This window comes from Rickettsia helvetica, assembly GCF_963970025.1.
GTDB classification, from domain to species: domain Bacteria; phylum Pseudomonadota; class Alphaproteobacteria; order Rickettsiales; family Rickettsiaceae; genus Rickettsia; species Rickettsia helvetica.
Window position 1 is genome coordinate 622992 of the sequence record NZ_OZ018776.1, and the last position, 14763, is coordinate 637754.

The following is a 14763-nucleotide window of genomic DNA, read 5'->3' on the forward strand; positions in this document are numbered from 1 at the left end:
ACACAGTCTGTGATATAAGACCCCGTGGCTTGACCACGGGGTGACAGCTTTATATCTTCATATATTGATAAAATTCTTGATTATTCTCCCACAGCTCACGCACCTTAACAAATAAAAATAAATGAACGGGGAAGCCGAAAAATTGCTCTATTTGCATACGGGATTTTGCCCCTATCTCTTTGATTTTAGAGCCGTTTTTACCGAGTATTATAGTTTTATAGCTTTCTCTTGAAACTACTATAACTTGATTAATCTTTACGGATTTGTCTTTCAACTCTTCCCACTTTTCGGTTTGTACAGTTAATTTATAAGGGAGTTCTTGCTGCAAATTTAAAAATAATTGCTCTCTTGTGATTTCTGCCGCAATAAAACGCATCGGTAAATCCGTTATGTCGTCTTCCGCGTAAAGCCAAGGAGAAATTTTTGCCTTACTTGTTATATATTCAAGTAATCCATCAATATTTTTGCCCGATAAAGCAGATATAGGAAAAAGCAAACTATCAGGATGATTTTCCGTTAAAAAAGCTTTAATGTCATTTAGATATTTTGATTCGATGTCTATTTTGTTCAATAAAAATACCGGAACAATATTAAGTGAGCGAAGCTTATCTAAAATATTATGTGTTACATCATCAAACGGTTTTAGACTATCGATAATTAATAGAACTAAATCCGCACTATGCAAACTAGACCACGCACACCTCACCATTGCTTTCTCAAGCGTCCCTTTCGGCTCAAATATACCAGGCGTATCGTATAAAATTACCTGCGTATCTTTTAAGGTAATAATGCCGGTAATAATCGATCTAGTCGTTTGAACTTTGGGAGTAACAATTGAAAGCTTCTCACCGATTATTCTGTTTAACAAAGTCGACTTCCCGCTATTTGGTCGCCCGATTATACAAACCGAAATTGTTTTCTGATTAGACATCTTTAAGCCTATGCAATAAGCTTCTTGCTGCGTTTTTCTCTGCTTCTTTTATCGAGTGACCAGTGCCTGTTTGTTCATAATCTTTTACTTTTACAAGAACCGTAAAAGTCGATGAATGGGCGGCTCCTTCTCTTTTTATCAGACGGTATATAGGTAGGTGATGATCACTAGCTTGAGTCCATTCTTGTAAAGCAGTTTTTGGGTCATAATCCGTTAAATTCTGAACTTTTATAAATTCTGCCCATAATTTCCCGATAATATTATGGGTTGTTTCAATATTGCTATCAAGATATATAGCTGCAATCAAAGCTTCCGTAGCATTTTCTATATTATTAGGATTATCACGCCCCCCTGCTACTTCTTCACCATGAGTCATAATTATATAATCTTTCAAAGTAAGTTTAGCTCCAACCATACAAATTGTTTCTTTACAAACCAAATATGATCTAATTTTAGCTAAATTTCCCTCATTATAATTTGCAAAATTCCTAAATAAAATTTCTGTGATTACTAAATTTAATACGGCATCACCTAAAAACTCTAATCGTTCATAATCTTTATCGGCTTTATATTCATGATGCTGTCTTAAAGACGGGTGATTCAACGCCTCTATTAAAAGCTCTTTATTTTTGAAACTATAGCCAAGTAGCTTTTCTAACTGCTCAAATGATACCATTATTCATCCGTGTTATAAAGATTTCTGAAAATTCGATTTAACCTAACAGATTCAATCCATGGTTTTAACTTTAATATTAGATTAATAACTCCTATATCATTATCCCACCAAGTTATTTTTGTTGAGAACCAAATAAATTGTGCTTTAGCAATAAAATTTTCAAACGGTACAAATCCAAGATTTACTCTACTATCATTTGACTGATCTCTATTATCCCCTAAAAAGAAATATTTCCCTTCAGGTACATAAAAAACATCCGCATTACCGTATCTATCATTATATATAACGCCAAAAATAGGAGCAAGCTTATAAGAAAAATATGTTCTACCATTTGGCAGTGTTTCTTTAAACTTCAAATATTTTATTCCCTCTTCGCTTGTATAAGTTCCAACTTCCGTGCGTTCTATTTTTTTATCGTTAATATATATCACGTCATCAATCAATTGAATTTTATCGCCGGGTAGCCCTATTAAACGCTTTATATATCTAACACTCATATCGTTAGGCGGACGGAAAACTACAATATCGCCACGCTCCGGTTCGCGAGCAAATATTCGCCCTTTAAAAAGAGGAATAAAATCAAAAAAAGATAAAGAATAATTACTATAACCATAACTATATTTCGTAGAAAATATATAGTCATTCTCAAGTATGGTTGCTTTCATAGAACCAGTCGGAACGGTAAACGGCTCCATAATAAGTATTCTAATAAGTAAAGCGATGCATATTACAAAAGCAAAAGACCCCCACTCTTGCTTAGCTATTTTATTAGTGTTTGATTTTGTATCTGTTTGCATAATCTCTTAATTATTTATAAATAATATTTGTTACATGGTTTGAAATCGTCATTGCGAGGAAAAATTGAAAATTTTGACGAAGCAATCTCATGCCAAAATCTTGAGATTGCACGCTCCTTTCAGTCGCTCGCAATGACGGCTTAGCATCCACGCAACAATGCCTCCTCGCAATGACGATAAAGTCAAGCCACAGCATGACTTTTTATCCTCTCCTCAATCTCGCTTCTAAAATGGCGTATCAGCCCTTGGATTGGCCAAGCCGCCGCATCACCTAAAGCACAAATAGTATGCCCTTCTATTTCTTTTGTAACGTTAAGAAGTTCGTCTATCTCGGATTTTTTGGCATTACCTTTAACTAGCCGCATCATAATTCGCCACATCCAGCCCGTACCTTCACGGCAGGGAGTACATTGTCCGCATGATTCATGCATGTAAAATTTACTAAGGCGTGCTATTGCATAAATAATGTCGGTAGATTTATCCATAACTATAATACCACCTGTACCAAGTCCGGAACCTGTGGTTCTTAAACTATCAAAATCCATATCTACTTCACATAATGACTTAGGAAGTAAAGGCATGGAAGAACCGCCCGGGATTATGGCTTTAAGATTATCCCATCCACCACGAACACCGCCGGCATATTTCTCAATCAATTCTTTTAACGGAATCCCCATTGCCTCTTCAACATTACAAGGCTTGTTAACATGACCGGATATACAGAAAATTTTAGTACCGGTATTGTTAGGCTTACCGATAGAAGCAAACCAACTAGCTCCTCGTCTTAAAATGGTCGGCACTACTGCAATAGACTCAACATTATTTATAGTAGTTGGGCAGCCATATAACCCAAAGCCGGCAGGAAAAGGCGGCTTAAGCCGTGGCATGCCTTTTTTGCCCTCTAAGCTTTCAAGCAGTGCCGTTTCTTCACCGCAAACATAAGCACCCGCACCACGATGTAAATAAATATTACAATCGAATCCCGAACCGCAAGCATTCCTTCCTATTAACCCTTCTTTATAAGCTTCATCTAAGGCACGCTGAATATTAGAGGCTTCATTATAAAACTCACCTCTAATATAGATATAACAATTATTCGCTCCTATAGCAAAGCTTGCAAGCAAACAGCCTTCTATCAATTTGTGCGGCTCGAATCTTAATATATCACGGTCCTTACAAGTACCAGGCTCAGACTCATCTGCATTTACTACTAAATAGCAAGGTTTCTCTGAATTTTTGGGCATAAACGACCATTTCATACCGGTAGAAAATCCAGCACCACCTCGCCCTCTAAGCCCTGATTTCTTGACCTCTTCAATGATGAAGTCTCTACCTTTATCAAGCAAAGCCTTAGTATCATCCCAATCGCCGCATTTCTTGCTAGATTTCAAATCATGGCCCTGCTGCCCATGTAGGTTAGTAAAAATTTTGTCTTCTTCTTTTAGCATAAACTATTCTCGTTATGGCTCAAAAACGTCATTGCGAGGAAAGGCGAAGCCTTGACGTGGCAATCTCAGGAGTCTTGTACCGCTTCATGAGATTGCCACGCTCCTTGGAGTCGCTTAGCTCATGATGATTCATTATCTTTCTATTACTTTTTTATTAAACTTCCTATTAACAAACATTGTAAGTATCGGAGCGGAGATAAAAATTGATGAATAAGTACCGGCTATCATCCCAAAAAATACAAGTATGCTAAAACTATGGATCGCCTCACCACCAAAAAGAATAAGGGCTAAATTGGCAAGTAGCGTAGTAATTACCGTTAAAATAGTTCTTGATAAAGTCTCATTAATACTTAAATTTATAATTTCCGTTATATTCTTTTTATGGTATTTACGTAAATTCTCTCTAATCCTATCATATATTACTACCGAATCGTTAACGGAATAACCTATAATAGTTAAAACTGCGGCAATAGTACTTAAGTTAAAATCAAGTTTTGTCATACTCATAAACCCAAGAGCAAGTATTACGTCATGCACTAAGGCGATAAGTATACCAAGACCGAAATACCATTCAAAACGCACCCAAATATAAACCATAATCGCTAAGAAAGAGAACAGCATCGCCATAGCCCCTGCTTCTATTAACTGCCTACCGACTTGCGGACCGACAAAATCTACCTTACGATATTCAAACTTATACGGAAAATTATTTTGCAAAGATGTTTTAATTAACTCAATATTTTTCATGAGATTTTCTTCACTACTACTACCGAATCTAATTGATAGATCACGCTCACTACCGAAATTTTGTAAGACCACCTCACCAATTCCAAGCTCACCTAGAACTTGACGCATTTTTGGCAAATCAGGAGCTTGATCAAGCCTTACTTCAATAACTATACCGCCGGCAAAATCAATACCGAAATTAAATTTATATATACCGATCCAAATAAAGCTAATGAGTGATAAAATAATTGAGAAAGTGTAGCTGACTTTTTTACAGTTCATAAAATCGAAATCGATTTTATTCGGTAAAAGCCTTAAAGGATAAATTTGCATTATTATATATTTTATTGAATAAAAGTTATATTTGTATTATATAGTAAATTCAAAAAGGTTAAATGATTTTTTATGTCAGAAGTAGTAGTAAAAGAACAATTAGAGCAATATATAAGCAAAATAGAAAGATTAGAACAGGAAAAAGCTGATTTATCTCAAGAAGTAAAAGATATTTTCCAAGATGCTTCTTCACATGGATTTGATGTTAAAGCTATGAAATCTATATTGAAACTAAAGAAATTGGATAAAGATAAACTTGCTGAGCAGGACGCTATGCTTGAACTTTATAGAGATACTTTAGGGATTTGAGTCATACGTCATTGCGAGGAAAATTATGAAGTAATTGACGAAGCAATCTCAGGAGTTTGTTATTACTTCATGAGATTGCCACGCAGTCTACAGCTGCTCACAATGACGTATTTAGTATTCACATAGCAACGCACTCTTTCGCAGTAATGACACAAGAGCTACGAGTATATTTAAGCTTTTGCTGCCTTAGTTTTAGCAATAGTGATATGTCTCTCTTTAATTCTAGCCGACTTACCGCTTCTATTTCTTAAATAATAAAGTTTAGCACGACGAACTACCCCGTATTTTACTACCTCAATAGAGTGTACTATCGGTGAGTAAGTCATAAAGCGTCTTTCGACTCCTTCACCATGGCTAATTTTACGTACTAAGAAAGATGAAGTAATACCACGATTTCTTTTTGCGATAACTACACCTTCATAAGCTTGAAATCTTTCCGTTAATTTTTCCTTACCGTCTTTCTCAATCGATCTATCAATAATTTTAACAGTTACCTTAACTGTATCGCCGGCTTCAAAATCAGGAATTTTTTTATTTGCAGTAAGCTTTGAAATATTTTCCTGTTCAAAGCGGTCAATAATATTCATTTTTTTAACTCCTTACTCTATAAATCTTTAAGTAACTCCGGACGGCGTAATTTAGTAGTCATACGTGATTGCTCTTTTTTCCATTCATTAATTAGCCTGTGGTTACCGGATAACAAAACACTCGGTACTTTTCTTCCACGCCAAATTTCAGGTCTTGTATATAGACCGCACTCAAGCCCGCCCTTAAATTCCCCGTCTTCTTCAAAAGACTCGGAAGATAAGGTATTTTGGTTCATTAAAACACCTGGTAGTAGTCTAATTAAGCAATCGAGAATGGTAAGGGTAGGTATTTCTCCGCCAGATAAAATGTAGTCGCCTACACTAATTTCTTTAACATTATACTCTTCAATTATACGTTCGTCAATCCCTTCGTAACGTCCACATAAGAACATAAGGTTTTTATTTTTTAACATCTCCTTAGCAAAGCTTTGAGTAAAGACTCTACCGCGAGGTGAAGGATAGTAAATTTTAGCATTAGGATTTAAAGAAAGAGCATGATCTATGCTACTGCCTAGAACATCAGGACGCATTATAAGCCCGTCACCACCGCCGTAAGCCTCATCATCAACGTTTTTATGCTTAGTTAAACCGAAATCTCGAATATTAATAATGTCATATGACCAAATATTTTTATGCAGTGCTTGCCCTGCTAAAGAATACCCCAGAGTCCCAGGGAATATTTCAGGAAAAACTGTTAAGATTGTAGCGTGAAGTATAGACATACGTTTAAAATAGTAGCCAGTACCAATTAACGCAATAAAATTATAATTTAATTATTTACCCCATCCACCTGTCCTATAATCTTCTTTTCTTTGCTTTCTAGCAGCAGCTATTGCATCGCTTCTAAATGCTTCAGTTTTTTATTGATTCGTTTTATGAGCTTGATCGCTTTGAAGTGTTTCAAATTTCGCTTTCTTATCAGCTTCCATATAACGACTTTTTATTTTCTCTAAGCATCTCATAGCATCTTTATCTAAACTCACACCTGCTTCTTTTGCTTGCTGCTCTATTTTTAATGCTGTCTTATAACCTTCCGCTGGCTTTTTCAGCTTTAACCATTTTATCCAAAAAATGAGCTTTGGAATCCCGCATTGCATCATTATATGGATTTATCTTTAATTGTTTTTCTGCTTTCTTTTTATCAAAGTTTTCTACCATAATTTTCTCCAAAACTTAAGTTAAAAATATATCTATAGTTGCATATATTTTATTTCAAAAAAAGTTAATAAAGAAAAATAGAGGTATAAGTAATTAAAAATTAACCAATTTGTGTTATAAAAACTTCATCACTTCCTCAGCGATGATTAGCTCTTCGTTTGTCGGCACAGCGAAAACTTTAACCTTACTGCTTTCATGTATGGACCTCTCGAAAAATGCAAGAAAAAAATAACCAATAGTAATAAAAAAACAAATGCAGTCATGTATCCGACCTATAGCTAATTAAATCACCTATGGCCCTAATGGAATTCGCTACTTACAAACTATACTTATCAGTCCTCCGACTTCAATAGAGCCATTGAAAGCATCAGTTTTTTTGTAAGCTAAGGTTTGTCTTATTTACCATCATTATCATTTTTTTTCGCATATTCCAGATTGGAATCTCGTTAATATCTAAATATATTTTATTTTGCTATAATCTTATTTAGCTCATTAAGTTTTTGTTTAGCTACAAACTTTACTTTCTAAATAATTATTGCTTGAGCTTAGTACAGCAAATACTACCCTAGCTAACTTGTTAGCTACAGCAACTACCGTTTTATTGTGTCCTCTTCGTTCAATTAAATTAAATATCCAACCTGTAAACTTACTATAATCCTTCTTGGATTTTTGTTCTTCAGATATAAATCTTAGCTTTGCATTAAGTACTGCTCTGCCTCCTTGGATTAATAGAGTGCGTAAATATATATCTCCTCGCTTACTAATCCCAAGTAACCTTTCTTTACCTCCACTAGAATGCTGCCTCGGCACTAGTCCTAACCATGCCGATAATTGTCTACCATTCTCAAAATTTGCTGCATTACCTATCGATGCTACTAAAGCTGTGGCCGTAATTAATCCAATACCAGGTATTGTAATTAATTGTTGACATTGTCTTGAATCCATAGCTATTACTTTTAATCGCTTCTCTAATTCTTTTACTTTCTTATCATTCTCTACAAATTCTTCCTTTAATTTGTTAAATGTTTGGTAACTTAACTCACTTAACTTACCTTCATCTAAAATTTCTGTTAATTTCACTATTACCTTATTAATACCTTGCGGTATAATAAAACCAAATTCCAGTAACAATCCCCGTATCTCATTGGCTAATGCTGTACGATTCCTTACCAACCTCTCTCTAACTCGATGAATTGATAATATATCCTGTTGTTCTATACTCTTAATAGGTACAAACCTCATATTAGGTCTTGTAACAGCTTCACATATAGCTTCTGCATCTGCCTGATCATTCTTATTAGTCTTAACATATGGTTTACAAATTGCGGTGCAATCAGTCTTACCTCATGGCCTAACTTTATTAATTCCCTAGCCCAATAATTTGCTCCTCCACATGCTTCTATCCCTATTAAACATTTAGGTAATTTTACCATGAAACTTAATACTTGATCCCTACTTACTTTTTTCTTTAATACTGTTTTCCCATTCCTATCTACTCCATGAATTTGAAAAGTTCTTTTTGCTATATCTATACCTATTGTGTTAATATCCATTTTAACCTCTCGATTGTTGTTTTAATATTTTATTTAATATTAACTCTAGAAGTTTAGCAATTGCTTTTCTTAGCTCCCGCTCTTCATTCTTTATATCGGGAGGTCTATCCCATTATGTAAAGCTTTTAACATGAGTAAAATTTACTCATGGGTTAATACCATTATTTGCATTAGTAGTAATCGTAGCTTCTTCGTGTTTTTGATCAATAGACATCTTTCCAAACTTCGCTTCTAGAGGTAATTTAGACGTCGACCTGGTGTTCGCATCCTCACGGTCTATATACGCTGCGGTTCTGCGTTCCGTGTCTCCTTTAAATTCTATAAGCTTGGTTTGGAAAGATGTCTAACAGGTAATTTATAAATTAAAGGCTCTTCATTACTTACTTCTATCTTATCTATTTCAAGATTTTCTGATTCAGTATTGATTTTTTCTTCAAAATTTATCTCTGGGAAAAGTGCTTTCACATCCGTTATTTCAAGTTTTCCTCCTTTTTACCTACTTCATAAGCTTTAGAAACAATTTGTTTATAAATAATGTCAATTAATTCTCGTTTTGTTTATATTTCATCAGAATAGTTAATTCCTCCTTCATTCCAAAACTTTACTATTTTAGAAAAAGTAGGAATATATTTACCGGTCTTTGCTAAAAATTTTTGTATAAATGTAGGTTCAATAAGAGGGGTTAATGTAGGATTTTCTTCATATTTTTTAAATACATACTCGACAATTTTAGGTATATTTTGATCTGTTTCTATTTCGTCAGGTAAGCCATATAATATTTTGTTGGCTATTTACTTGATCCATCTTCTTATACAAAATATTAACCCTGATCCATGTCCATACCGGATTAGCTGTAAAACAAAGCTTTGTTACATAAAATGCTAGCGATATAGGTAGAGATAATAACTTTAAATAGTTAAGGCAAGTATATCGTATTGGATGAGGCGTGAGACTATAAATCTCATCCATATCGTGGTTTAACTCACATGATGTTTTAATCATTGTATACTTCTGTTTAATTAAGTGAGAAGTGATATCATGTATTGGCATGTCATTACTTAAATTTAACTAATTCGTCAGCAAAATATAAAAAACGTTAACATTTGTCAAATGCTATTTAACGAGATTTTGTTTTAAATCAATTATAATACTTGCAAAGTTTTATCAAGATAAATAGAATTATCCAAAGTCAAAAGTAATATAAGGAATAAGTATGCTTAACATAAACTTTGTGAATGAAGAATCATCTACTAATCAAGGTCTAGTAGTTTTTATTGATGAACAGTTAAAGCTTGATAGTAATTTAATAGGACTTGATCAACAACATCACGGATTAATTTCTAAAACTATTCAGAATAAACTACAATTTACCGGTAAATATGGACAGATCAAGGTTATTCCATCTGTCATTAAATCAGGTGAGGTTAAATATTTGATAATAGCAGGTCTTGGGAATGAAGAAAAATTAACTGAAGCAAAAATCGAAGAGTTAGGCGGCAAAATCTTACAGCATGCAACCGATAGCAAAATTTCTACTATCGGCTTAAAACTTACAAATAGAATTAGCAGGTTTACATCTCAAACATTTACATCTTTAGTTGCTAGCGGTGCGTTTCTTGCTTCTTACAGATTTAATAAATATAGAACTACCTTAAAAGAAGCAGAGAAGTTTACAGTAGAGTCAATTGAAATTTTTACCGATAATAGCACTGAAGCGGCAAAATTATTTGAAGTCAAAAAATTAATTGCTGAGGCAGTATTTTTTACAAGAGATATAAGTAATGAACCGTCAAATATTAAAACTCCGCAAGTCTATGCCGAAAGAATAGTTGATATACTTGAACCGCTAGGAGTAGATGTTGATGTTATCGGTGAACGTGAGATGAAAAATCTTGGTATGGGAGCATTACTTGGGGTGGGGCAAGGTTCACAAAACGAGTCAAAGTTAGTGGTTATGGAATATAAAGGCGGCAGTAAAGATGCTCCGACCATTGCTTTGGTTGGTAAAGGAGTGATTTTTGATACAGGCGGTATTTCATTAAAACCGTCAAGTAATATGCATTTAATGAGATACGATATGGGAGGTTCTGCAGCAGTCGTAGGTGCCATGATTGCGGTTGCCGGTCAAAAATTACCTATAAATATAGTCGGTGTTGTAGGGCTTGTCGAAAATATGCCGTCCGGTAATGCACAGCGTCCAGGGGATGTAGTAACTACCATGTCAGGGCAAACCGCAGAAGTTTTAAATACTGATGCAGAAGGGCGTTTAGTACTTGCCGATGCCGTTTGGTATGCACAAGAAAAGTTTAAGCCTAAATGCGTGATTGATGTTGCAACCTTAACGGGAGCAATAACCGTAGCACTTGGTAATACATATGCCGGTTGTTTTTCCAATAATGATGAGTTAGCTGATAAGTTAATAAAAGCAGGGGAAGAAGTTAATGAAAAACTTTGGAGAATGCCGCTTCATGATGAATACGATGCAATGATTAGCTCCGACATAGCCGATATAGCAAATATCGGGAACGTACCGGGAGCTGCCGGAAGCTGCACGGCTGCACATTTCATTAAACGTTTCATTAAAGATGGAGTAGATTGGGCCCATTTAGATATAGCAGGCGTTGCAAATAGTAATAAAGCTTCAGCACTTGGTCCTAAGGGAGCAGTTGGGTATGGTGTTAGATTACTTGAAAAGTTTATTAAAGAATATACTTAATGTCACATTGCCTGCGTGGATCAAAAAACGCATTCGGTGTCATACCGTGGTCAAGCCACGGTATCCAAAAAACAATAAAAAATACTAAAATTATTAGTATTTTGCACTGGATCCCGCTACAAGCTCGCGGGGGATGACATGGGTAGAATCGATCCACGCAAGCAAACCTTCGTAGGAATGATATTGAGTGTATTCCTTGATCCAAATTAAACTTCGTCTATATATTATTTGTTTATTCTGAATATAATTATGAACACAATAAATAAACCTTATATATTTGTTATAGGTAATGAAAAAGGTGGAGCAGGTAAAACTACCTGTTCTATGCATCTAATAATCGCTCTGCTTTATCAAAATTATTCGGTAGTAAGTATAGATACCGATTCACGTCAAAGTTCGTTAACGAATTATTTAAAAAATCGAGATTTATATAACAAACAAAATCCTGATAAAACTGTATTAGTACCGAAACATTTTCATATATCGGAAAGCGAAGTAGAAGAGCAAGCAAAGAGTTTTGAGCAGGTACTCAAAAGTAATCAGGATGCCGATTATATAGTGATTGATACCCCGGGCAGTCATACTCCTTTATCAAGGGTTGCTCATTCTTACGCCGATACAATTATTACACCAATTAATGATAGCTTTCTAGATTTAGACGTAATAGCAAAAGTCGATAGCAAGGATGAAATTATTAGCCCGTCAATATATAGTCAAATGATTTGGGAACAGAAAATGGAGCGTGCTAGTCGTGATAGAATCAGTATAGATTGGGTAATACTTCGTAATCGTTTAAGTAATCTTGATGCATTAAATAAAAGACGCGTAGGAAATGTATTAGCTAAACTTGCTAAAAGAATTAACTTTAAACTTGCAGAAGGGTTTAGCGAACGTGTAATATATAGGGAATTATTTTTGCAAGGTCTAACATTACTTGATCTAAAAACTGCAAAATATGATAGAGCATTTAATAGCTCACATGTGCTTGCACGTCAAGAATTACGAAATTTTTTAGACTTTCTAGGTATTAAGGCTGCGTTTAAAGGTTAATTTCTATTAAAGTTTTTCTTGTATAAAGTTAAAAAATATATATAATGTGCAAAATTAATATGTTTTAACTTTATAAGAGAAACAAATGCCAAATATTTCACCGGAACAACGAAAGAAAGCTGATGAGCTTATCAACAAATATAAAAATTTAACTCCTGAAGAACAAAAAGAAATTGATAGAAAACTTGAATCACATTTTAGAGAAAAAGATCTTAAACGAAATGACCTTCAGTTAAGAATGAATAAGATATTCGGTAATCTATCAAGCGAAAATCAAGACAAATTACAAGTACATAATAACCCTATAAATAAAATTAAAGAGGAGTTATTACCGTTAATTAAAGGAATAATAAATTTAGTAGAGAATGTTGCAGAGATAATTAAAAATCCTAAGAAGGCAATATATGAATGGATTAAAGGTGAGTTAAATCAAGTAAAACCTCAACAACAAAATCATATCAAATCAGTGCCAAAACAAAAGAATATTCCTACATTATCAAGATAAATTTTTAGTTTTTATTTGCGAAAATTTACAGTTTTATGTATATAAATATAGGGGAAATCGTATAATAAAAAAATAAAAATGCATAAATACAGAACTCATAATTGTAATGAATTACAAATATCCGATGTAGAAAAAGAAGTTAAATTGTCAGGTTGGGTACATAGAAGAAGAGATCACGGGAATCTAGTTTTTATAGATTTACGTGATCATTACGGTATAACTCAAATAGTGTTTACTGATCAAAATCTCCAGCTTATGGAGGATGCGAGCCGTTTGCGTTATGAGTCGGTAATTACGGTTATTGGAAAAGTGGTAGCAAGATCAAGCGATACTATTAATGATACGCTTTCGACGGGTCATATTGAAGTATTAGCCGGAGAATTTATTGTTGAGTCAGCTGCAGATACTCTACCTTTTGTTATTAATACCGAAAAAGACGCTCCGGAAGATTCAAGGCTTAAATATCGCTTTTTAGATCTTAGACGTGAGAAGTTACATAATAATATAATACTTCGCTCACAAATTATTTCTCATATTCGTCATTTGATGACGGCAAGAGGTTTTACCGAATTTCAAACACCGATCCTAACGGCAAGCTCCCCTGAAGGTGCTAGGGATTTCTTAGTACCGAGTAGAATGCATCCGGGTAAGTTCTATGCATTACCGCAAGCACCTCAGCAATTCAAGCAGCTCTTGATGGTTTCAGGGTTTGATCGTTATTTCCAAATTGCTCCTTGTTTTCGGGATGAAGATGCAAGAGCCGATAGATCCCCTGGTGAGTTTTATCAGCTAGATGTAGAAATATCGTTTGTTACACAGGAAGACGTATTTAGTACTATTGAGCCTGTGATGTATGATTTATTTACTAAATTTACGGATAAGAAAGTATCAGAGACTCCCTTCGTCCGTATTCCATATAATGAATCTATGCTAAAATACGGCTCTGATAAGCCTGATTTGCGTAACCCTATTATAATTGCCGATGTAACTGAGATATTTAGAGATTCCGATTTTACGATTTTCAGAGAGAATATTAAAAAGGGTAGCATAGTTCGTGCTATTCCTGCACCTAAGGCAGCTGTACTGCCTCGTAGTTTCTTCGATAAAATGATAGAGTTTGCAATATCCGAAGGAGCAGGGGGGCTTGGCTATATTCAGTTTAGTGAAACCGGTGAAGCAAAAGGACCGGTAGCAAAATTTTTAACCGAGCAGCAATTAGAAAGTTTAAAGGCTATAGCGGGTATAAGTAACGGTGATGCTGTATTTTTCGCTAGCGATAAGAAAGAGAAAGCTGCTAAACTTGCCGGTAAGGTTAGAATAAGACTTGGTGCAGAGCTTAATTTACTTGAAAAAGATTGTTTTAAATTCTGCTGGATTACCGATTTTCCATTCTATGAGTTAAATGAAGAAACAGGAAAAATTGATTTTAGCCATAATCCGTTTTCTATGCCGCAAGGTGGTTTGGAAGCCTTAGAACATGCTAAAACAACGGAAGAACTACTTGAGCTTACCGCATACCAATATGATATTGTTTGTAACGGTATTGAACTTTCTAGCGGTGCTATTAGAAACCACAAGCCGGAAATTATGTATAAAGCATTTTCCATAGCAGGTTATAGTGAAGAGGAAGTTGATAAGAGATTTGAGGGTATGATTAGAGCGTTTAAGTTTGGAGTTCCACCTCATGGCGGAATAGCCCCAGGAATTGACCGAATTGTTATGCTGCTTGCCCAAGCTACCAATATAAGAGAAATAATTGCGTTTCCTTTAAACCAACAGGCTGAAGATTTACTAATGAATGCCCCAAGCTATGTAGAGGATAAAGCTCTAAAAGAGCTAAGCATTATGCTCTCACCATCTGCTAGAAAAAATGCGGAAGGGGGGTAAGGATTATAGTTGTTGTTACAGGCTTTTTTTCGTCATTGCGAAGAAAATTACGCAGTAATTGACGAAGCAATCCAGTAAAATGCATAG

Annotated in this window: 13 protein-coding genes and 3 pseudogenes; 6 read left to right on the plus strand and 10 right to left on the minus strand. The window is 34.8% G+C overall.

What is annotated here, in order from left to right:
* Positions 1-49: 49 nt before the first annotated feature.
* From era to secF, 5 genes are all read right to left on the minus strand, one after another.
* The gene (gene era / locus AB1146_RS03750) at positions 50-931 is read right to left on the minus strand and encodes a GTPase Era (protein ID WP_010423877.1); all 882 of its coding nucleotides are present in this window, start codon (positions 929-931) and stop codon (positions 50-52) included.
* Positions 924-1607, minus strand: coding sequence for a ribonuclease III (gene rnc, locus AB1146_RS03755; protein WP_010423875.1), 684 nt, complete (start codon positions 1605-1607; stop codon positions 924-926). The genes era and rnc overlap by 8 nt, the downstream gene beginning before the upstream one ends.
* Positions 1607-2404, minus strand: coding sequence for a signal peptidase I (lepB, locus tag AB1146_RS03760; RefSeq protein ID WP_010423873.1), 798 nt, complete (start codon positions 2402-2404; stop codon positions 1607-1609). The genes rnc and lepB overlap by 1 nt, the downstream gene beginning before the upstream one ends.
* A 182-nt stretch (positions 2405-2586) precedes the next feature.
* Positions 2587-3852: an NADH-quinone oxidoreductase subunit NuoF gene (gene nuoF, locus AB1146_RS03765; protein WP_010423871.1), complete on the minus strand. Its 1266-nt coding sequence runs from the start codon at positions 3850-3852 to the stop codon at positions 2587-2589.
* A 132-nt stretch (positions 3853-3984) separates the two neighbouring features.
* Entirely contained in the window at positions 3985-4911 is a 927-nt protein-coding gene (gene secF, locus AB1146_RS03770) for a protein translocase subunit SecF (protein ID WP_010423869.1), read from the minus strand.
* Positions 4912-4983: 72 nt separating this feature from the next.
* On the opposite strand from secF, the gene AB1146_RS03775 reads away from it, so the two are divergent.
* Positions 4984-5220: a DUF2312 domain-containing protein gene (locus tag AB1146_RS03775; RefSeq protein WP_004996682.1), complete on the plus strand. Its 237-nt coding sequence runs from the start codon at positions 4984-4986 to the stop codon at positions 5218-5220.
* Between the two features lie 170 nt (positions 5221-5390).
* On the opposite strand, the gene rplS is transcribed toward AB1146_RS03775, so the two are convergent.
* The 5 genes and pseudogenes from rplS to AB1146_RS03800 form a co-directional block, all read right to left on the minus strand.
* Positions 5391-5807 carry a 50S ribosomal protein L19 gene (rplS, locus tag AB1146_RS03780; protein ID WP_010423841.1) on the minus strand — a complete coding sequence of 139 codons (417 nt, stop codon included), beginning with the start codon at positions 5805-5807 and terminating at the stop codon, positions 5391-5393.
* 17 nt (positions 5808-5824) lie between these two features.
* A complete protein-coding gene (gene trmD, locus AB1146_RS03785; protein WP_010423840.1) occupies positions 5825-6529 on the minus strand; it encodes a tRNA (guanosine(37)-N1)-methyltransferase TrmD in 705 nt (234 codons plus the stop codon).
* Between the two features lie 138 nt (positions 6530-6667).
* Positions 6668-6907, minus strand: coding sequence for a hypothetical protein (locus AB1146_RS03790; RefSeq protein ID WP_010423839.1), 240 nt, complete (start codon positions 6905-6907; stop codon positions 6668-6670).
* Between the two features lie 562 nt (positions 6908-7469).
* Positions 7470-8518, minus strand: a pseudogene (locus tag AB1146_RS03795) (IS110 family transposase).
* Between the two features lie 148 nt (positions 8519-8666).
* Positions 8667-9568 (minus strand): annotated as a pseudogene (locus AB1146_RS03800) (palindromic element RPE1 domain-containing protein); the annotation flags it as partial.
* Positions 9569-9731: 163 nt separating this feature from the next.
* Here AB1146_RS03800 and AB1146_RS03805 point away from each other — a divergent pair.
* From AB1146_RS03805 to aspS, 5 genes and pseudogenes are all read left to right on the plus strand, one after another.
* Complete coding sequence (locus AB1146_RS03805) at positions 9732-11234, plus strand: leucyl aminopeptidase (protein ID WP_010423830.1); 1503 nt, start codon at positions 9732-9734, stop codon at positions 11232-11234.
* Positions 11234-11403 (plus strand): annotated as a pseudogene (locus AB1146_RS08545) (MFS transporter); the annotation flags it as partial. The gene AB1146_RS03805 and the pseudogene AB1146_RS08545, both read left to right, overlap by 1 nt.
* 80 nt (positions 11404-11483) lie before the next feature.
* Positions 11484-12284 carry a division plane positioning ATPase MipZ gene (locus AB1146_RS03810; RefSeq protein ID WP_010423828.1) on the plus strand — a complete coding sequence of 267 codons (801 nt, stop codon included), beginning with the start codon at positions 11484-11486 and terminating at the stop codon, positions 12282-12284.
* 85 nt (positions 12285-12369) lie between these two features.
* Positions 12370-12789: a DUF3106 domain-containing protein gene (locus tag AB1146_RS03815; protein WP_010423826.1), complete on the plus strand. Its 420-nt coding sequence runs from the start codon at positions 12370-12372 to the stop codon at positions 12787-12789.
* A 78-nt stretch (positions 12790-12867) separates the two neighbouring features.
* Entirely contained in the window at positions 12868-14676 is a 1809-nt protein-coding gene (gene aspS, locus AB1146_RS03820) for an aspartate--tRNA ligase (protein WP_010423823.1), read from the plus strand.
* Positions 14677-14763: the final 87 nt, after the last annotated feature.

Excerpts from the sequence above, each read along its gene's own strand:
- rplS (WP_010423841.1), bottom strand. The coding sequence starts at position 5,807 with ATGAATATTATTGACCGCTTTGAACAGGAAAATATTTCAAAGCTTACT.
- aspS (WP_010423823.1), top strand. The coding sequence starts at position 12,868 with ATGCATAAATACAGAACTCATAATTGTAATGAATTACAAATATCCGAT.
- trmD (WP_010423840.1), bottom strand. The coding sequence starts at position 6,529 with ATGTCTATACTTCACGCTACAATCTTAACAGTTTTTCCTGAAATATTC.
- AB1146_RS03805 (WP_010423830.1), top strand. The coding sequence starts at position 9,732 with ATGCTTAACATAAACTTTGTGAATGAAGAATCATCTACTAATCAAGGT.
- era (WP_010423877.1), bottom strand. The coding sequence starts at position 931 with ATGTCTAATCAGAAAACAATTTCGGTTTGTATAATCGGGCGACCAAAT.
- secF (WP_010423869.1), bottom strand. The coding sequence starts at position 4,911 with ATGCAAATTTATCCTTTAAGGCTTTTACCGAATAAAATCGATTTCGAT.
- nuoF (WP_010423871.1), bottom strand. The coding sequence starts at position 3,852 with ATGCTAAAAGAAGAAGACAAAATTTTTACTAACCTACATGGGCAGCAG.
- AB1146_RS03775 (WP_004996682.1), top strand. The coding sequence starts at position 4,984 with ATGTCAGAAGTAGTAGTAAAAGAACAATTAGAGCAATATATAAGCAAA.
- lepB (WP_010423873.1), bottom strand. The coding sequence starts at position 2,404 with ATGCAAACAGATACAAAATCAAACACTAATAAAATAGCTAAGCAAGAG.
- AB1146_RS03790 (WP_010423839.1), bottom strand. The coding sequence starts at position 6,907 with ATGATGCAATGCGGGATTCCAAAGCTCATTTTTTGGATAAAATGGTTA.
- AB1146_RS03810 (WP_010423828.1), top strand. The coding sequence starts at position 11,484 with ATGAACACAATAAATAAACCTTATATATTTGTTATAGGTAATGAAAAA.
- rnc (WP_010423875.1), bottom strand. The coding sequence starts at position 1,607 with ATGGTATCATTTGAGCAGTTAGAAAAGCTACTTGGCTATAGTTTCAAA.
- AB1146_RS03815 (WP_010423826.1), top strand. The coding sequence starts at position 12,370 with ATGCCAAATATTTCACCGGAACAACGAAAGAAAGCTGATGAGCTTATC.